Annotated in this window: 17 protein-coding genes; 12 read left to right on the forward strand and 5 right to left on the reverse strand. The window is 60.5% G+C overall.

The window, feature by feature from the left end:
• The first annotated feature begins 188 nt into the window (after nt 1-188).
• Entirely contained in the window at nt 189-398 is a 210-nt protein-coding gene (locus tag ACF8MC_RS24745) for a CsbD family protein (RefSeq protein ID WP_033636203.1), read from the forward strand.
• A gap of 102 nt (nt 399-500) precedes the next feature.
• On the opposite strand, the gene zur is transcribed toward ACF8MC_RS24745, so the two are convergent.
• Nucleotides 501-1,013 (reverse strand): zinc uptake transcriptional repressor Zur, encoded by a 513-nt coding sequence (gene zur, locus ACF8MC_RS24750; protein ID WP_085286609.1) that lies wholly within the window; start codon nt 1,011-1,013, stop codon nt 501-503.
• Nucleotides 1,014-1,257: 244 nt separating this feature from the next.
• On the opposite strand from zur, the gene ACF8MC_RS24755 reads away from it, so the two are divergent.
• The 3 genes from ACF8MC_RS24755 (at nt 1,258) to pspG (ending at nt 3,327) form a co-directional block, all read left to right on the forward strand.
• The gene (locus ACF8MC_RS24755; protein WP_033649710.1) at nt 1,258-1,830 is read left to right on the forward strand and encodes a sugar O-acetyltransferase; all 573 of its coding nucleotides are present in this window, start codon (nt 1,258-1,260) and stop codon (nt 1,828-1,830) included.
• 110 nt (nt 1,831-1,940) lie between these two features.
• Nucleotides 1,941-2,951 carry a tRNA dihydrouridine(20/20a) synthase DusA gene (gene dusA, locus ACF8MC_RS24760; protein ID WP_164105719.1) on the forward strand — a complete coding sequence of 337 codons (1,011 nt, stop codon included), beginning with the start codon at nt 1,941-1,943 and terminating at the stop codon, nt 2,949-2,951.
• A gap of 157 nt (nt 2,952-3,108) precedes the next feature.
• Nucleotides 3,109-3,327, forward strand: a complete 219-nt coding sequence (pspG, locus tag ACF8MC_RS24765) for an envelope stress response protein PspG (RefSeq protein ID WP_033636200.1) — start codon at nt 3,109-3,111, stop codon at nt 3,325-3,327.
• A gap of 300 nt (nt 3,328-3,627) precedes the next feature.
• On the opposite strand, the gene ACF8MC_RS24770 is transcribed toward pspG, so the two are convergent.
• Complete coding sequence (locus tag ACF8MC_RS24770) at nt 3,628-4,611, reverse strand: quinone oxidoreductase (RefSeq protein ID WP_033636199.1); 984 nt, start codon at nt 4,609-4,611, stop codon at nt 3,628-3,630.
• Nucleotides 4,612-4,778: 167 nt separating this feature from the next.
• Here ACF8MC_RS24770 and dnaB point away from each other — a divergent pair, with 167 nt between their 5' ends.
• A complete protein-coding gene (gene dnaB, locus ACF8MC_RS24775; protein WP_025160134.1) occupies nt 4,779-6,203 on the forward strand; it encodes a replicative DNA helicase in 1,425 nt (474 codons plus the stop codon).
• 17 nt (nt 6,204-6,220) lie between these two features.
• Nucleotides 6,221-7,300, forward strand: a complete 1,080-nt coding sequence (alr, locus tag ACF8MC_RS24780; RefSeq protein WP_164105717.1) for an alanine racemase — start codon at nt 6,221-6,223, stop codon at nt 7,298-7,300.
• 44 nt (nt 7,301-7,344) lie between these two features.
• Here the strand turns inward: alr and ACF8MC_RS24785 are convergent, their stop codons facing one another.
• A complete protein-coding gene (locus tag ACF8MC_RS24785) occupies nt 7,345-8,112 on the reverse strand; it encodes a transporter substrate-binding domain-containing protein (RefSeq protein WP_039569645.1) in 768 nt (255 codons plus the stop codon).
• A gap of 215 nt (nt 8,113-8,327) precedes the next feature.
• On the opposite strand from ACF8MC_RS24785, the gene ACF8MC_RS24790 reads away from it, so the two are divergent.
• From ACF8MC_RS24790 to maa, 5 genes are all read left to right on the forward strand, one after another.
• Complete coding sequence (locus tag ACF8MC_RS24790; protein ID WP_004936775.1) at nt 8,328-8,795, forward strand: Lrp/AsnC family transcriptional regulator; 468 nt, start codon at nt 8,328-8,330, stop codon at nt 8,793-8,795.
• Between the two features lie 82 nt (nt 8,796-8,877).
• Nucleotides 8,878-10,071 (forward strand): amino acid aminotransferase, encoded by a 1,194-nt coding sequence (locus tag ACF8MC_RS24795; protein ID WP_049195296.1) that lies wholly within the window; start codon nt 8,878-8,880, stop codon nt 10,069-10,071.
• 125 nt (nt 10,072-10,196) lie between these two features.
• On the forward strand, nt 10,197-10,613 hold the full coding sequence (locus tag ACF8MC_RS24800; RefSeq protein ID WP_016930264.1) for a secondary thiamine-phosphate synthase enzyme YjbQ: 417 nt from the start codon (nt 10,197-10,199) through the stop codon (nt 10,611-10,613).
• A gap of 4 nt (nt 10,614-10,617) precedes the next feature.
• A complete protein-coding gene (locus ACF8MC_RS24805; RefSeq protein WP_019453210.1) occupies nt 10,618-10,971 on the forward strand; it encodes an MmcQ/YjbR family DNA-binding protein in 354 nt (117 codons plus the stop codon).
• 150 nt (nt 10,972-11,121) lie between these two features.
• Nucleotides 11,122-11,679: a maltose O-acetyltransferase gene (gene maa, locus ACF8MC_RS24810; RefSeq protein WP_041036886.1), complete on the forward strand. Its 558-nt coding sequence runs from the start codon at nt 11,122-11,124 to the stop codon at nt 11,677-11,679.
• A 30-nt stretch (nt 11,680-11,709) separates the two neighbouring features.
• Here maa and ACF8MC_RS24815 read toward each other — a convergent pair whose 3' ends face one another.
• Both ACF8MC_RS24815 and uvrA read right to left on the reverse strand, forming a co-directional pair.
• Nucleotides 11,710-12,762 (reverse strand): NAD(P)-dependent alcohol dehydrogenase, encoded by a 1,053-nt coding sequence (locus ACF8MC_RS24815; protein ID WP_164105715.1) that lies wholly within the window; start codon nt 12,760-12,762, stop codon nt 11,710-11,712.
• A 229-nt stretch (nt 12,763-12,991) separates the two neighbouring features.
• Nucleotides 12,992-15,820 (reverse strand): excinuclease ABC subunit UvrA, encoded by a 2,829-nt coding sequence (uvrA, locus tag ACF8MC_RS24820; RefSeq protein ID WP_164105713.1) that lies wholly within the window; start codon nt 15,818-15,820, stop codon nt 12,992-12,994.
• Between the two features lie 277 nt (nt 15,821-16,097).
• On the opposite strand from uvrA, the gene ssb1 reads away from it, so the two are divergent.
• Nucleotides 16,098-16,631 carry a single-stranded DNA-binding protein SSB1 gene (gene ssb1 / locus ACF8MC_RS24825; protein WP_033654707.1) on the forward strand — a complete coding sequence of 178 codons (534 nt, stop codon included), beginning with the start codon at nt 16,098-16,100 and terminating at the stop codon, nt 16,629-16,631.
• The last annotated feature ends 616 nt before the right edge of the window (nt 16,632-17,247 follow it).

Consider the following 17,247-nt stretch of genomic DNA (forward strand, 5'->3'; position numbering starts at 1 on the left):
CAGTTAATGGTTTTTTGTTCTGTGTTTTGGCTTTTTTATTTCCACGTTTAACTAGAATGAATCATGTGGCCGGTACATGAAGGGGAACGGTGCTCCTTAAGGTGAAGGGAGCATCAGCCAGAAAAATTTCTGGTTAACCCCGGCCGGCGACAGGGATCACTGATTCACCACAGGTTAACGGAGAGACTATGAATAAAGATCAAGCCGACGGTAACTGGAAGCAGCTGAAAGGCAAAGTGAAGGAAAAATGGGGCAAGCTGACCGATGACGATCTGACGGTCATCGAAGGGAAACGCGAACAGCTGGTCGGCAAAATCCAGGAGCGCTACGGTTACCAGAAAGAGGCGGCCGAGAAAGAGGTGAAGGCCTGGGAAGAACACACCAAACACCGCTGGTAATTTGCAGGGCCGCCATTGAAGGCGGCTTGCCCAGCGCAGGCCGGCGTCGCTCTCATCCTCTGGCGCCCCGGCCGCAGGTACAGGGAGGTACCTGACTTCGTCTTACTTCTTCTTGACGGCGATGCTGTGATCGTGTTCGGCGCAGTCATGCTTGCTGTCGCAAGCCTCAACCTCCACGCAGCCGGCGCACAGACCGTGCGCTTCTACCACGCTGTGCCGCAGCGCAAATCCGGCTTCCTGCGCCAGCTTCTGCAGCGTTTCCTCTACGCCTTCAGTGGTGCGTTCGGTCACCTGGCCGCAGCGGTCGCAGATAAACAGTGCGGACGTGTGCATCGGCTGTTCAAAATGGTGGCACAGCACGTAGCTGTTGGCGGATTCCACTCTATGGATAAACCCTTGCTCCAGCAGAAAATCCAGCGCGCGATAGACCGTCGGCGGCTTGGCCTGCGGTTCGGCGACGCGCAGCAGATCGAGCAGGTCATAAGCGCTGATTGCACCGGGTTGCTGAGTCATCAGACGCAGCACTTCCAGCCGCTGCGGCGTCAATCGCACATTGCGTTGCTGGCAGAGGCGTTCCGCCTGCGCCAGCAGCTTTTCCTGGGTGGTTGAGTTCATCGCAAATATCCCGGTACGTAAAAAAGCCGATTTTACCATGATTACGGCGAATCGCCGAGAGTTGCCCCTTTTCCCCTGAGGATTGCGCAGGGAAAGGCGCGCAGAGTGCGCTAAAAGAGAGATGCATCACAACTTTTCCCCGCCGCAGGGCGACAAATCAACATTGCCGGTTTTAGCGCTGGAGAGCAGCGGGCGAGAGCGGTATAACGCGCTTCACCCGCGTGATGAGCAGGAGCCTTGTGCGATGACGGAAAGAGAGAAGCTGTTAAGCGGCCAGGTGTACAACAGCCGCGATGAAGAATTGATTGCTATGTACCATCGAGCCAGAGCGTTGACCAAAAGCCTGGGCGAGCTGGATTCGCATCAGGCGGACGAGAAAAACCGTCTGCTCGGCGAACTGTTCGGCGCCTGGGGCGAGGCGAGCTGGATCGAAACGCCGTTCTGGTGCGACTACGGGCAACATGTTCGCATCGGCAAGAACTGTTTTATCAACGTCAATGCGGTGTTCCTCGACTGCAATACCATCACCATCGGCGACAACACGCTGATCGGCCCCAACGTGCAAATCTACACGCCGAGTCATCCGCTGAAGGCCGGTGAACGCTTTACCGGTGACCCGGCTTTCCCTTTCCGCACCTCGGCGCAGCCGGTGTCCATCGGCAGCAATGTGTGGATCGGCGGTAACGTGGTGATCTTGCCCGGAGTAACCATCGGCGACGGCACCACTATCGGCGCGGGCAGCATCGTGACCGGCGACATCCCGGCTAACGTGCTGGCGCTGGGGCAGCCGTGCCGGGTTATCCGCGCGTTGGAATAGGGCGCAGATAAGACGGTTTTCCCAACGGCGCCGATTGTCGTTATAATAGCCGTTTGCGGCCGCGCGCCGTTCGTTGAACCCAGATAGACTCAGGTAGCCAGTAACTCAGCATGACGAAAGACAACCACGCCCCAACCTACGCCGCCAATCGTTTCTCCATCGCGCCGATGCTCGACTGGACCGATCGTCATTGCCGTTACTTCCACCGCCTGCTGACCAAGGAAACGCTGCTGTACACCGAAATGGTGACCACCGGCGCGATCATCCACGGCAAAGGCGACTACCTGGCCTACAGCGAAGAAGAGCATCCGGTGGCGCTGCAGCTGGGCGGCAGCGATCCGGCCGCGCTGGCGCACTGCGCTAAACTGGCGGAGCAGCGCGGTTACGACGAGATTAACCTCAACGTCGGCTGCCCGTCCGATCGCGTGCAAAACGGCATGTTCGGCGCCTGTTTGATGGGGCAGGCGACGCTGGTCGCCGACTGCATCAAGGCGATGCGCGACGTGGTGTCGATCCCGGTGACGGTGAAGACCCGCATCGGCATCGACGATCAGGACAGCTACGCCTTCCTGTGCGACTTTATCGAGACCGTCGCCGGGCGCGGTGAGTGCGACATGTTCACCATTCACGCGCGCAAGGCCTGGCTCTCCGGCCTCAGCCCGAAAGAGAACCGCGAAGTGCCGCCGCTCGACTACCCGCGCGTTTATCAGCTGAAGCGGGATTTCCCGGCGCTGACCATCGCCATCAACGGCGGGGTGAAAACGCTGGAGGAGGCGCGGCAGCACCTGCAGCATCTGGACGGCGTGATGATGGGGCGCGAGGCGTACCAGAATCCGGGCATCCTGGCGCGGATCGACAGCGAACTGTTCGGCGCGCAGACCGCAGTGCCGGACAGCGTGGCGATCGTCGAAGCGCTGTATCCGTATATCGAGCGCGAGCTGTCTAACGGCACCTATCTCGGCCACATCACCCGCCACATCCTCGGTTTGTTCCAGGGCGTGCCGGGCGCGCGCCAGTGGCGTCGCCACCTGAGCGAAAACGCCCACAAGCCGGGCGCCGATGCGCGGGTGGTGGAGCAGGCGCTGGCGCTGGTGCGTCAGCCGCGTGTGGAAATGGCATAACCCACAAAAAGTTTGACCAACAGTTAGTCTTTTTCGCCAGGCATTCGGCGCGTTGCCGGATGCCTGTCCCATCTTTTCAATTGGTTAGCCCTTCCGCCATTCTGGCACGCTTCTTGTAATCCATTCTGCAGATACGTTGAGTTGCAAAGGAGCAATCATGTTGGAAATCTTCTTTCTCATTGGCTTTGTGGTGATGCTGATGGTGACCGGCATCTCGCTGCTGGGGATCTTCGCTGCGCTGTTGGCGGCGGCGGCGTTCATGCTGGTGGGCGGGTTGTTCGCGGTGGTCATCAAGCTGCTGCCGTGGCTGATTTTGGCGGTGGTCGGGGTATGGATTTACCGCGCGATGCAGAAACCGCAGGCCAGGCGTTACTGATTTTTTGCTGAATAATCAGACAGTCACACTGAAACTTGCACAATTTTTCGCACCGCGAATGCGGCAACGATCACAGCTTGGCAGTTTTCCCCGGCGATGTGGCACATAAAGCGTGTTTTTTGCCGAACGGGGCTGTTAGGATGTGGGGCGATGCAGTGATGCGACCGATTTCATCACCGTGAGAGACAACCAAAATTCGTGTTGCTAAAGCAACCCCCTGTCTCTGGCGGACTCTGCTCTACCCCTACAAAACGCAGTAACAGAAAGGGCTCCTTGCGGAGCCCTTTTCTTTGGCCGCTATCAGGGGATCAGCAGGCTGGAGCCGCTGGTGCTGCGGCTTTCCAGCACCTGGTGCGCCCGCTGGGCGTCGGCCAGCGCAAATTTCTGCTCGTCTCTCACCTCCACCCGAATGGCGCCGCTGCCGATCAGCGAGAACAGCTCGTTGCTGGCGTACTGCAGCTCAGCGCGGTTGGTGACGTAGCCGTTGAGGGAAGGGCGGGTGACGTACAGCGATCCTTTCTGGTTGAGCAGCGCCAGATCGACGCCGGTCACCGGGCCGGAGGCATTGCCGAAGCTGACCATCAGGCCGCGGCGTTTCAGGCTGTTGAGCGAGGCCTGCCAGGTGCTTTGCCCCACCGAATCGTACACTACGCCAACCTTCTCGCCGTGCGTCAGCTCGGCCACCCGCTGGGCGATATCCTCTTTGTGGTAGTTGATGGTGGCCCAGGCGCCGGCCTGTTTCGCCAGGGCGGCCTTCTCGTCGGAGCCGACGCTGCCGATCAGGCGCGCACCCAGCGCTTTGGCCCATTGGCAGGCGATAAGGCCAACCCCGCCGGCGGCGGCATGGAACAGGAACACTTCACCCGGCTGCACTTCGTGGGTCTGGCGCAACAGATAGTGCACCGTCAGCCCTTTGAGGAAAGAGGCGGCGCCCTGCTCAAAGCTGAGGTTGTGCGGCAGCAGCGCCACTTTTTCTTCCGGCACGTTGTGGACTTCGCTGTAGGCGCCGAGCGACGACTGCGCATACACCACCCGGTCGCCCGGTTTGATCGCGCTGACCCCGGCGCCGACCTTGACCACCACGCCGGCCGCCTCGGTGCCGAGGCCGCTCGGCAGGCTGGCCGGCGCGTACAGCCCGCTGCGCACATAGGTGTCGATGTAGTTGATGCCGATCGCCTTGTTCTCGATCTGCACTTCCCCGGCAGCCGGATCGAGCGGTGTAAAATCAACGTATTGCAAGACTTCCGGCCCGCCGGTGGCGGAGAATTGAATGCGCTTGGCCATATCGTTACCTCGTTGGAGTGTCTGATTTCACCCTATTCTTTTTAGTCTCGGAGATCCAGTTTGCCCGTGCGGGGTTCAATACCTTTTTTGCATCGGTTATGGCGCAAAAATCACGTATACTCTCGCGTCAGGATCCTTCATTCGCAACCGGATAAAGACTACGTTTCATGGCAGGAAAAAAACCAACCAACAAAACAAACGCGGACGAAACCAGAGAGCGTTCCAGAGATCGTCAGATGGAAGGGCTGAAGATGCCGCCGCACTCGCTGGAGGCCGAGCAGTCGGTGTTGGGCGGTTTGATGCTGGATAACGAGCGCTGGGACAACGTGGCGGAGCGCGTGGTCGCCAACGATTTCTTCAGCCGCCCGCACCGCCTGATCTTTACCGAGATGCAGCGTCTGCTGGAGATGAGCAAGCCTATCGACCTCATCACCCTGTCCGAATCGCTCGAACAAAAGGGCGAACTGGACTCGGTCGGCGGCTTCGCCTACCTGGCCGAGCTGTCGAAAAACACCCCGAGCGCCGCCAACATCGGCGCCTACGCCGACATCGTGCGCGAGCGCGCGGTGGTGCGCGAGATGATCTCGGTGGCTAACGAGATCGCCGACGCCGGCTACGATCCGCAGGGGCGCAGCAGCGAAGACCTGCTCGATCTGGCGGAATCCCGCGTCTTCCAAATCGCCGAGAACCGCGCCAGCAAAGACGAAGGCCCGAAGGGCATCGAGCGCATCCTGGAAGACACCGTGTCGCGCATTGAGCAGCTGTATCAGCAGCCGCACGATGGCGTGACCGGGGTCGATACCGGCTATCAGGATCTCAACAAGAAAACCGCGGGCATGCAAAAGTCCGATCTGATCATCGTCGCCGCCCGTCCTTCGATGGGGAAAACCACCTTCGCCATGAACCTGTGCGAAAACGCCGCGATGACCCAGGAAAAACCGGTGCTGATCTTCAGCCTGGAGATGCCCGGTGAGCAGATCATGATGCGTATGCTGGCGTCGCTGTCGCGCGTGGATCAGACGCGCATCCGTACCGGCCAGCTCGACGACGAGGACTGGGCGCGCATTTCCAGCACCATGGGTATCCTGCTGGAGAAGCGCAACATGTACATCGACGACTCCTCCGGCCTGACGCCGACCGAAGTGCGCTCGCGCGCGCGGCGCATTTTCCGCGAGCACGACGGGCTTAGCCTGATCATGATCGACTACCTGCAGCTGATGCGCGTGCCGGCCCTGTCCGACAACCGTACGCTGGAGATCGCCGAGATTTCGCGCTCGCTGAAGGCGCTGGCGAAAGAGCTGCAGGTGCCGGTGGTGGCGCTGTCGCAGCTGAACCGAAGCCTGGAGCAGCGCGCCGACAAACGCCCGGTCAACTCCGACCTGCGTGAATCCGGCTCTATCGAGCAGGATGCCGACCTGATTATGTTCATCTATCGTGATGAGGTGTATCACGAGAACAGCGATCTGAAAGGGATCGCGGAAATTATTATCGGTAAGCAGCGTAACGGCCCGATCGGCACCGTGCGCCTTACCTTTAACGGCCAGTGGTCGCGTTTCGACAACTACGCGGGGCCACAATACGATGACGAATAATCAGCTAAGGAACTGAAATGAAAGCGGCAACCGCTGTAATCGACCGCCGCGCTCTGCGACATAATCTGCAACAGGTGCGCCGCCAGGCGCCGCAAAGCCGCCTGATTGCCGTTGTGAAAGCAAACGCTTATGGACATGGCCTGCTGGAAACAGCCCACACCCTGCAAGACGCCGACTGCTACGGCGTGGCGCGCATCGGCGAGGCGCTGATGCTGCGCTCCGGCGGCATCGTCAAACCGATCCTGCTGCTGGAAGGTTTCTTCTGTGCCGAAGATCTGCCGGTGCTGGTGGCGAACAACATCGAAACCGCGGTGCACAGCATCGAACAGCTCGAAGCGCTGGAGCAGGCCAAGCTGGCGCGCCCGGTGCCGGTGTGGATGAAGCTCGATACCGGCATGCATCGGCTGGGGGTGCGCCCCGAACAGGCGGAAGCGTTTTATCAGCGCCTGTGCGCCTGCCGCAACGTGGCGCAGCCGGTCAATATCATGAGCCACTTCAGCCGCGCCGATGAGCCGGAATCCGACGCCACCCTGAAACAGATCGCCTGCTTCGAGCAGTTCGCGCGCGGCAAACCGGGCCAACGCTCGGTCGCCGCGTCCGGCGGCACGCTGCTGTGGCCGGATGCCCACAACGAGTGGGTGCGTCCCGGCATTATTCTGTACGGCGTGTCGCCGCTGGATAACGGCAGCGGCGCCGAGCATGGGCTGCAGCCGGCGATGACGCTGAAGTCCAGCCTGATAGCGGTACGCGAGCACAAGGCCGGCGAAGCGGTTGGCTACGGCGGCACCTGGGTAAGCCCGCGCGATACCCGGCTCGGCGTGGTGGCGATGGGGTACGGCGACGGCTACCCCCGCAGCGCGCCGACCGGTACGCCGATCCTGATCAACGGCCGCGAAGTGCCGATCGTCGGCCGGGTGTCGATGGACATGATTTCGGTCGATCTCGGGCCGAACGCCGCCGATAAGGTGGGGGATGAAGCGGTGCTATGGGGCCCGGCGCTGCCGGTCGAGCGCATCGCCGCCTGCACCGGCATCAGCGCTTACGAACTGATCACCAAGCTCACGCAGCGCGTGGCGATGGAATACATCGGCGACTGATGCGCAGCAGGGGCCGACGCGCGTCGGCCCCGTTTCTCAGCGGGTTACTTCTTTACCGCCAACCACTTATCGATAATCTTCTGATACTCGCCGGTCGCCTTGGCCAGGTGCAGCCACTGATCCACGTACAGTTTCCAGCTCAGATCGTCGCGCGGCAGCATGTAAGCCTTCTCGCCGTACTGCATCGGTTTGCTCGGATTCACCGCACACAGCTTCGGATAGCGCTTCTGCTGGTACAGCGCCTCGGAGGCGTCGGTGATCATCACGTCCGCCTTGCGGTCTACCAACTGCTGGAAAATGCTCATGTTGTCGTGCGTCAGCGTCAGCTTGGCCTTCGGCAGATAGGCGTGCACGAAGGCTTCGTTGGTGCCGCCCGCCGGCTCCAGCAGGCGCACCGACGGTTTGTTGATCTGCTCGAGAGTGCGGTATTTCTTCACGTCGGTGCAGCGCACCAGCGGGATTTTGCCGTCGGTATCCAGCTTGTCGGCGAAGAACACCTGTTTTTGTCGCTCCAGCGTGACGGAGATGCCGCCCATCGCGATATCGCACTTGCCGCCGACGAAGTCCGGCGTCAGGGTTTTCCAGCTGGTTTTCACCCACTTCACTTTGGCGCCCAGGCTCTTGGCCAGCGACTCCGCCATATCGATGTCGATGCCTTCATAGCCGCCGTCTTCCTTGAGGAAGGTATAGGGCTTGTAGTCGCCGGTGGTGCAGACTTCCAGGGTCTTTTGCTGCAGCACCTTGTCCAGGTGGGATTGCGCGCCGGCGCCGCCGGCGGCGAGCAGCAGCGCGAGAGGGAGTAGCTTTTTCATCTGGCGTCCTTTTTATACATTCGTGGTTTTATGCGTTACTTCGCCGTTAATTGTCGTTTACCTGCATGAGTTAGCCGTTTTTTATGCCGCTTACCGGCGAAAACGCCGGGCGTTGCTGCTGTACGCGATTTAAGCGCCAGGGTGTGACGTCGGCAACGGTAAAAAAACTGGTAGGCTGTAACGTCAACATTTATTAACACAGTTTACAGGTGGCTATGTACAACATTGACGATTTTGATATGAAAATCCTGACGCTGTTACAGGCCAACGGCCGTCTGACCAATCAGGAACTGAGCGAGCTGGTCGGGCTCTCCGCCTCCCAATGTTCGCGGCGGCGCATCAGCCTGGAGCAGGCGCAGCTGATCCGCGGCTACCACGCGCGGCTGGCGCCGGAGGCGGTCGGCCTGGGGCTGGTGGGGCTGATCGAAGTTAGCCTGATCACGCACGCGCAGGAGCAGATCGACAGCTTTCATCAGATGCTGGAGGAGGTGGACGCGATCCTTGACGCTTACAAGACCACCGGCGACGCCGATTACCTGCTGAAAGTGGCGGTGGCGGACCTGCCGGCGCTGAGCGAGTTCATCAGCCAGACGCTGTCGCCGCACAAAAGCGTGGCACATATCAAAACGGCGGTGGTGCTCAATCGCATCAAGGAAAACGGTTTGTTGCCGGTGGCGAGATAAAGCTAAAACCGAATGCGGTTTTCCGTCTATATTAGGAACGTAACGCTGTGCCCAAACCACAATAAACCAGGAGAAAACCCCCGTGTTCCAGAACGTTGACGCCTATGCTGGCGATCCCATTCTGTCGCTGATGGAAAAATTCAAACAAGACCCGCGCGCGCACAAGGTGAACCTGAGTATCGGCCTGTACTACGATGCGCAGGGCATCATCCCGCAGATGCGGGCGGTCGCCGCGGCGCAAGCGCAGTTGAACAGCGTCGAGCACGGCGCCTCGGTATACCTGCCGATGGAAGGGCTGCAACCCTACCGTTCCGCCATCCAGCAGCTGCTGTTCGGCGCGCAGCACCCGATGCTGCAGCAGGGGCGCATCGCCACCATTCAGACCGTCGGCGGTTCCGGCGCGCTGAAAGTGGGCGCCGACTTCCTGAAAAGCTACTTCCCGGATTCGCAGGTGTGGGTCAGCGATCCGACTTGGGAAAACCACGTCGCCATCTTCAGCGGCGCCGGTTTCAAGGTGAATACCTACCCGTATTTCGACAGCGAAAGCCTGGGCGTGAAGTTCGACGCCATGCTCGCTGCGCTGAAACAGCTGCCGAAGCACAGCATCGCGCTGCTGCACCCGTGCTGCCACAACCCGACCGGTTCCGACCTGACCCCTGCCCAGTGGGATGAGGTGGTCAAGGTGATCGCCGAGCGTGAAATCATTCCGTTCCTCGACATTGCCTATCAGGGCTTCGGCGGCGGCATGGAGCAGGATGCCTACGCCATTCGCGCCATCGCGGCGGCCGGCCTGCCGTGCCTGGTGAGCAACTCGTTCTCGAAGATCTTCTCGCTGTACGGCGAGCGCGTCGGCGGCCTGTCGGTGGTGTGCGAAAGCGAAGAGGCGGCCGGGCGCGTGCTGGGCCAGCTGAAGGCCACCGTGCGCCGCAACTACTCGAGCCCGCCGAACTTCGGCGCGCAGCTGGTGGCCAAGGTGCTGAACGACGCCCAGCTGAAAACCCAGTGGCTGGACGAAGTGGAGAGCATGCGCACCCGCATTCTCGAGATGCGCCACGCGCTGGTGGACACCCTGAAGAGCGCGCTGCCGCAGCGCAACTTTGATTACCTGCTGGCGCAGCGCGGCATGTTCAGCTACACCGGCTTCAGCGCGGCGCAGGTCGATCGCCTGCGTGAAGAGTTCGGTGTCTACCTGATCCACAGCGGCCGCATGTGCGTGGCCGGCCTGAACCACAACAACGTGCGTCAGGTGGCCGAGGCGTTTGCCGCGGTGCAGTAACGCCTGTTAGTCTGAACGGACGTTCATCGGGAGCGATAGCGATATCGCTCCTTTTTTATTGCCGGCGCGCCGCCGAAGTTGCCGCAAACCGGAGAGAGAATATACTGATTGAGGGGCGCTCACTCATGTGGCATCAGCAAACGCTAATCCTCAGCGCAAAAGCGCGTGGCTTTCATCTGGTTACCGACGAGATCACCAACCAGTTAACCCACTTACACCGCCTGCAAACCGGCCTGCTGCATTTGTTGCTGCAGCATACCTCGGCCTCGCTGACGCTCAACGAGAACTGCGATCCCACGGTGCGAGCCGATATGGAGCAGCATTTCCTGCGTCAGGTGCCGGAAAACGCACCCTATCAGCATGACTACGAAGGGCCGGACGACATGCCGGCGCACATCAAATCCTCGCTGCTGGGCGCTTCTCTGACGCTGCCCGTCAGGCACGGGCGGCTGATGTTGGGCACATGGCAGGGCATCTGGCTGGGGGAGCACCGCATCCACGGCGGAGCACGCCGTATTGTGGCCACGTTACAGGGGGAATAACCCAATGAATAACAGTGCATTGCTGGAGTACTGCATGGCGAAGCCGGGCGCGGAACAAAGCGACCAGAACCAGTGGCAGGCCAGCCAGATCAAGGTGGGCGACGTGATGTTCGCCATGGTGTGCGAGGTCGAAGGGCGGCCGGCACTGGCGGTCAAGTCCAGCCCGGAGCTGGCGGAAAGCCTGCGTGAACACCATCCGGAGATCGTCGCCTGCGACGGCCTGAACAAGGCGCACTGGAACACGGTGTTTCTTGACGGCAACCTGCCGAACTCGCAGTTTTACACGCTGATCGACAGTTCCTATCAGCTGGTGGTGGAAGGCCTGCCCGAACACGTGCGCCAGGAACTGCGCGCCTGATTGTCGGGCGGCGGCGCCGCCCGTTTTCTCCTGCTTTTTCATGTTAAAGCGTGATCGCGGTTTTAAGTTGGGAACGTTCCCTTTCTGTTGCCGGGCTAAAGCGGCTACGCTTGGGCATTCAAGAAACGCGGGTAAAATAAGGAGGCCGACATGGCCATCAGCGAAGAAAAGCGCAAGATGATCGCCGGGGAACTGTACGACGCCGGCGATGACCTGCTGCGCAGCGAACGTCGGCGCGCGCGCCAGCTGACGCATCGCTATAACCACTCCTCGCCGGAAGAGGGCGAGCTGCGCAAACAGTGGCTGGGCGAGCTGCTGGGCGGCTATCAGGGCGGCACCATCGAGCCGACCTTCCGCTGCGACTACGGCTATAACATCTATCTGGGCAAGAACTTCTACGCCAACTTCGACTGCGTGATCCTCGACGTGTGCGAGGTGCATATCGGCGACAACTGCCTGCTGGCGCCGGGCGTGCATATCTACACCGCGACCCATCCGCTGGACGCCGAGACCCGCGTCGGCGGGGCGGAGTTCGGCAAGCCGGTCAGGATTGGCGATAACGTGTGGATCGGCGGGCGCGCGGTGATCAATCCGGGGGTGACCATCGGCGACAATGCGGTCGTTGCCTCCGGCGCGGTGGTAACCAAAGACGTGCCGGCCAATTGCGTGGTGGGCGGCAACCCGGCCAGGATCATCAAGCAGCTATAAGAAACGGGCGCCGTTGGGCGCCCGCCGTCATCAGACCTGCAGCGAGTCGATATCCACCACGAAGCGGTACTTCACGTCGCTTTTCAGCATGCGCTCATAGGCTTCATTAATCTGCTGCATCGGGATCAGCTCGATATCCGACGTGATGCCGTGTTGGCCGCAGAAGTCCAGCATCTCTTGCGTTTCCGCAATGCCGCCGATCAGCGAACCGGCGATGCGGCGGCGCTTCATGATCAGATTGAACACCTGCGGCGACGGGTGATCGTGTTCCGGCGCGCCGACCAGCGTCAGGGTGCCGTCGCGGCGCAGCAGGTTGAGGAACGGATTCAGATCGTGCTGGGCCGCTACCGTGTTGAGGATGAAGTCGAAGCTGTTGACGTGCTGCGCCATCTCCTCCGGGTTGCGCGAAATCACCACTTCATGAGCGCCAAGACGCTTGGCGTCTTCGATTTTCGACGGCGAGGTGGTGAACAGCACCACGTGCGCGCCCATCGCCCGCGCCAGTTTGACGCCCATGTGCCCCAGCCCGCCGAGCCCGACGATGCCGACTTTTTTGTCTGGCCCCGCGCCCCACTGGCGCAGCGGCGAATAGGTGGTGATGCCGGCGCACAGCAGCGGCGCGACCCCGGCCGGATCGAGATTTTCCGGCACTCGCAGCACGAAGTCCTGATCCACCACCAGATCGGTGGAGTAGCCGCCGTAGGTCACGGCGCCGGTCTGGCGATCCTGACCGTTATAGGTGCCGGTGAAGCCGTTCTCGCAATACTGCTCCAGCCCCTCATCGCAGCTCGGGCAGCTGCGGCAGGAATCCACCATGCACCCGACGCCGACCAGATCGCCGACCCGGTAACGCGAGACGTGGTCGCCGACGGCGCTAACGCGGCCGACGATTTCGTGGCCCGGCACCACCGGGTAAATGGTATTGCTCCATTCATTGCGCGCCTGGTGCAGATCCGAGTGGCAGACGCCGCAGAACAACACCTGAATTTGCACATCGTGGTCGCGCAGGGCGCGCGGCTGGTAATCGAAAGGCACCAGCGCAGACTTCGCGTCATGCGCGGCATAGGCATGGGTAATGTTCATGGTCGCTCCAGTTATCAATGTATGGGGGACAACGCTTGGCCGGCAGCGGAGTGCCGGTGAGACGCGGCCTGAGTCAGACAGGGCGGCCGCCGAGGGAACATTGATGATAAAAGCGGTGAGCGCGGAGGGAAATGCCTGAAAATGTCGAAATCTTGCCTGTTTCTGTTTGATTGCAGCGAAACGGGTCGGCGTGCGGGCTGCCTGAGCGACGGCCCGCACGCCGGCGGCACTACGGCTTCAACAGCGGTTTCAGGAAGCGTGCGGTGTGCGATTTTTCACACTCGGCCACGGTTTCCGGCGTGCCGGCCACCAGGATCTCGCCGCCGCCGCTGCCGCCTTCCGGCCCCAGATCGACGATCCAGTCGGCGGTCTTGATCACGTCCAGGTTATGCTCGATGACCACGATGGTGTTGCCCTGATCGCGCAGCTGATGCAGCACCGCCAACAGCTGCTGGATATCGGCGAAGTGCAGGCCGGTGGTCGGTTCGTCGAGGATATACAGCGTCTGGCCGGTGCCGCGCTTCGACAGCTCGCGCGCCAGCTTGACGCGCTGCGCCTCACCGCCGGAGAGCGTGGTGGCCGACTGGCCGAGGCGGATGTACGACAGCCCGACATCCATCAGGGTCTGCAGCTTGCGCGCCAGCGCCGGCACCGCGTCGAAGAACTCGCGCGCCTCTTCGATGGTCATCTCCAGCACTTCGTGGATGCTCTTGCCCTTGTACTTCACTTCCAGCGTTTCGCGGTTATAGCGCTTGCCCTTGCACTGATCGCACGGCACGTAGATGTCCGGCAGGAAGTGCATCTCGACCTTGATCACCCCGTCGCCCTGGCAGGCTTCACAGCGCCCGCCCTTGACGTTGAAGCTGAAACGGCCCGGCGTATAACCGCGGCTGCGTGATTCCGGCACGCCGGCGAACAGCTCGCGCACCGGGGTAAAAATGCCGGTGTAGGTGGCCGGGTTGGAGCGCGGCGTACGGCCGATCGGGCTCTGATCGATGTCGATTACCTTGTCGAAATGTTCCAGGCCGGTCACTTCGCGGAACGGCGCCGGTTCGGCGATGGTGGCGCCGTTGAGCTGGCGCTGAGCGATCGGGAACAGCGTATCGTTGATCAGCGTCGATTTGCCGGAGCCGGAAACGCCGGTGATGCAGGTAAACAGACCGACCGGCAGCGTCAGCGTCACGTCCTTCAGGTTGTTGCCGCGCGCGCCGCTCAGCTTCAGCACCTTGGTCGGATCGGCCTGCACGCGCTGCGCCGGAATGGCGATCTCGCACTTGCCGCTGAGGAACTGGCCGGTCAGCGAGTCCGGCTGCGCCATGATGTCGTCGACGGTGCCTTCCGCCACCACCTGGCCGCCGTGTACGCCGGCGCCGGGGCCGATGTCGATCACGTGATCGGCGGCGCGGATGGCGTCTTCGTCATGCTCCACCACGATCACCGTGTTGCCGAGGTTGCGCAGGTGGATCAGCGTTTCCAGCAGGCGCTCGTTGTCGCGCTGGTGCAGGCCGATCGACGGCTCATCCAGCACGTACATCACGCCCACCAGGCCGGCGCCGATCTGGCTGGCCAGACGGATGCGCTGCGCTTCGCCGCCGGAGAGCGTCTCCGCCGAGCGGGACAGCGACAGGTAGTTCAGGCCGACGTTCACCAGGAATTTCAGGCGATCGCCGATCTCTTTCAGCACTTTTTCGGCGATCTTGGCGCGTTGGCCGCTGAGCTTCATGTTCTGGAAGAAGGTCATCGCATGGCCGATGCTCAGATCGGAGATCTCCGGCAGCGTGGTGTCTTCGACGAACACGTTGCGCGCTTCTTCGCGCAGGCGAGTGCCGTGGCACGAGGCGCAAGGGCGGTTGCTGATGAACTTCGCCAATTCTTCGCGCACCGCGCTGGATTCGGTCTCTTTATAGCGGCGCTCCATGTTGTGCAGCACGCCTTCGAACGGATGACGGCGCACGGTGGTATCACCGCGATCGTTGATGTATTTGAATTCGATCGACTCTTTGCCGGAGCCGCTCAGCACCGCCTTCTGCACGTCGGCGCTCAGGGTGTTGAACGGCGCTTCGACATCGAACTCATAGTGCTCCGCCAGCGAGCGCAGCATCTGGAAGTAATAGAAGTTGCGGCGATCCCAGCCGCGGATCGCGCCGCCGGCCAGCGACAGCTCGGGGTTTTGCACCACGCGATCCGGATCGAAGAACTGCTGCACGCCCAGGCCGTCGCAGGTTGGGCAGGCGCCGGCCGGGTTGTTGAAGGAAAACAGGCGCGGTTCCAGCTCGCGCATGCTGTAGCCGCAGATCGGGCAGGCGAAGTTGGCGGAGAACAGCAGCTCATCCGCTTTCTCGTCGTCCATGTCCGCCACCACCGCGGTGCCGCCGGACAGCTCCAGCGCGGTTTCGAACGATTCGGCCAGGCGCTGCGCCATGTCCTCGCGCACCTTGAACCGGTCGACCACCACTTCGATGGTGTGTTTCTTCTGCAGCTCCAGCTTCGGCGGATCGGACAGATCGCACACTTCACCGTCGATGCGCGCGCGGATATAGCCCTGGGCGGCCAGGTTTTCCAGCGTTTTGGTGTGCTCGCCCTTGCGGTCTTTCACCACCGGCGCCAGCAGCATCAGGCGCTTGCCTTCCGGCTGGCTCAGCACGTTATCGACCATCTGGCTGACGGTTTGCGCCGCCAGCGGCACATGGTGATCCGGGCAGCGCGGCTCGCCGACGCGGGCGAACAGCAGGCGCAGGTAGTCGTGGATTTCGGTGATGGTGCCGACCGTGGATCGCGGGTTGTGCGAGGTGGATTTCTGCTCGATGGAGATCGCCGGCGACAGGCCCTCGATATGATCGACGTCCGGTTTTTCCATCAGCGACAAGAACTGGCGCGCATAGGCGGAGAGCGATTCGACGTAGCGGCGTTGCCCTTCGGCATACAGCGTATCGAAAGCCAGCGATGACTTGCCGGAACCGGACAGGCCGGTGACGACGATCAGTTTGTCACGCGGGATGATCAGGTTGATGTTTTTCAGATTATGGGTTCGAGCACCACGAACTTCGATATTGTCCATTTACACTTCCCGTCTTGATGATACACCGCGCCTGTCGCGATTTTTGCGGGGGATTTTGTGATGGATCTCGCAAAAAACCGGCACAGCCAGGTCGAAACGCATAATTATGACACAAAAAAACCTGAATGAATATCCAGTATGCGAATGCAACAAGGTCGATTGAAAAGACAATTCTGGAATGCAATTCGCACTTATCAACACGGGTGTGGTTTCGCACTCAGCGTGGTAAACTGACGCGTTTATACTGTGTAGAAATCAATCATCGGGAGAAGTGCTCATGGCCAGCAGAGGCGTAAACAAAGTAATTCTGGTCGGGAATCTGGGTCAGGATCCAGAAGTCCGTTACATGCCGAACGGCGGCGCAGTGGCCAACATTACCCTGGCGACCTCCGAAAGCTGGCGTGACAAGGCGACCGGCGAACAGAAAGAGAAGACCGAGTGGCACCGCGTCGTGCTGTTCGGCAAACTGGCCGAAGTGGCGGGCGAATACCTGCGTAAAGGCTCTCAGGTCTACATCGAAGGCTCCCTGCAGACCCGTAAATGGCAGGATCAGAGCGGCCAGGATCGCTACACCACCGAGATCGTGGTTAACGTCGGCGGCACCATGCAGATGCTGGGCGGCCGTCAGGGCGGCGGCGCACCGGCCGGTCAATCTGCCGGCGGCCAGGGCGGTTGGGGCCAGCCTCAGCAGCCACAGGGCGGCAACCAGTTCAGCGGCGGCCAGCAGCAGTCGCGCCCGGCGCAGAACAGCGCTCCGGCGGCCAGCAGCAACGAACCGCCAATGGATTTCGACGACGATATCCCGTTCTAGGATTCACCTAAGACTTTTTTGTAATGAGTTATCTATTAAGCCTCTGTTAATACAGAGGCTTTTTTGTTTTTTAAGTCCCAAAAGTGTCAAGTATTGATGACAATCTTTAGCAGATCGCACACCTTGTAATTGCATAAATTTTATTGGTTGCAGGCGCATGGAGAAGATCTACGGAGTTACAAAATTTGCCATGGATAGTGGTGAGAGTTATTGCATGTCGATTTATCTTCTGGTCTTCCTAATATTATCTAACTCTATTTTTAATAACCCAAATCCGCAATAGAGGGGATGCTTTTTCAGCGATGTGGCGGCAGCGGGCAGCTTTCCCTAGCGCCGAACTTGATCCAGTCATATTCGAAATGACCGACTTTATGTTGGTTGCCAATCCTGACAATCGGCAGGCTTCTCTTAGCTAATTCTGACGGGGGTCATCCATGAGGATATTACCTAATATAGTTTAGACACTAGTGTAAGCATCCCGGCTTTAGTTCCATGAACTTTTTGAGATATCCGTTGTTTTGACCTTGGCCCAAAATCAGTGCAGTGCTAAATCAGAGCTCTTCGTCTTTCTGACCTTGGCCCAAAATCAGTGCAGTGCTAAATCAGAGCTCTTCGT

It is taken from the genome of Serratia sp. LACPHL-BACT-2024-00286, from assembly GCF_043109535.1.
Taxonomy (GTDB): Bacteria; Pseudomonadota; Gammaproteobacteria; order Enterobacterales; family Enterobacteriaceae; genus Serratia; species Serratia sarumanii.

What these genes read in the sequence shown, in the direction of transcription:
- ACF8MC_RS24745 (WP_033636203.1), top strand. Translation starts at nt 189, where the DNA reads ATGAATAAAGATCAAGCCGACGGTAACTGGAAGCAGCTGAAAGGCAAA.
- zur (WP_085286609.1), bottom strand. Translation starts at nt 1,013, where the DNA reads ATGAACTCAACCACCCAGGAAAAGCTGCTGGCGCAGGCGGAACGCCTC.
- ACF8MC_RS24755 (WP_033649710.1), top strand. Translation starts at nt 1,258, where the DNA reads ATGACGGAAAGAGAGAAGCTGTTAAGCGGCCAGGTGTACAACAGCCGC.
- dusA (WP_164105719.1), top strand. Translation starts at nt 1,941, where the DNA reads ATGACGAAAGACAACCACGCCCCAACCTACGCCGCCAATCGTTTCTCC.
- pspG (WP_033636200.1), top strand. Translation starts at nt 3,109, where the DNA reads ATGTTGGAAATCTTCTTTCTCATTGGCTTTGTGGTGATGCTGATGGTG.
- ACF8MC_RS24770 (WP_033636199.1), bottom strand. Translation starts at nt 4,611, where the DNA reads ATGGCCAAGCGCATTCAATTCTCCGCCACCGGCGGGCCGGAAGTCTTG.
- dnaB (WP_025160134.1), top strand. Translation starts at nt 4,779, where the DNA reads ATGGCAGGAAAAAAACCAACCAACAAAACAAACGCGGACGAAACCAGA.
- alr (WP_164105717.1), top strand. Translation starts at nt 6,221, where the DNA reads ATGAAAGCGGCAACCGCTGTAATCGACCGCCGCGCTCTGCGACATAAT.
- ACF8MC_RS24785 (WP_039569645.1), bottom strand. Translation starts at nt 8,112, where the DNA reads ATGAAAAAGCTACTCCCTCTCGCGCTGCTGCTCGCCGCCGGCGGCGCC.
- ACF8MC_RS24790 (WP_004936775.1), top strand. Translation starts at nt 8,328, where the DNA reads ATGTACAACATTGACGATTTTGATATGAAAATCCTGACGCTGTTACAG.
- ACF8MC_RS24800 (WP_016930264.1), top strand. Translation starts at nt 10,197, where the DNA reads ATGTGGCATCAGCAAACGCTAATCCTCAGCGCAAAAGCGCGTGGCTTT.
- ACF8MC_RS24805 (WP_019453210.1), top strand. Translation starts at nt 10,618, where the DNA reads ATGAATAACAGTGCATTGCTGGAGTACTGCATGGCGAAGCCGGGCGCG.
- maa (WP_041036886.1), top strand. Translation starts at nt 11,122, where the DNA reads ATGGCCATCAGCGAAGAAAAGCGCAAGATGATCGCCGGGGAACTGTAC.
- ACF8MC_RS24815 (WP_164105715.1), bottom strand. Translation starts at nt 12,762, where the DNA reads ATGAACATTACCCATGCCTATGCCGCGCATGACGCGAAGTCTGCGCTG.
- uvrA (WP_164105713.1), bottom strand. Translation starts at nt 15,820, where the DNA reads ATGGACAATATCGAAGTTCGTGGTGCTCGAACCCATAATCTGAAAAAC.
- ssb1 (WP_033654707.1), top strand. Translation starts at nt 16,098, where the DNA reads ATGGCCAGCAGAGGCGTAAACAAAGTAATTCTGGTCGGGAATCTGGGT.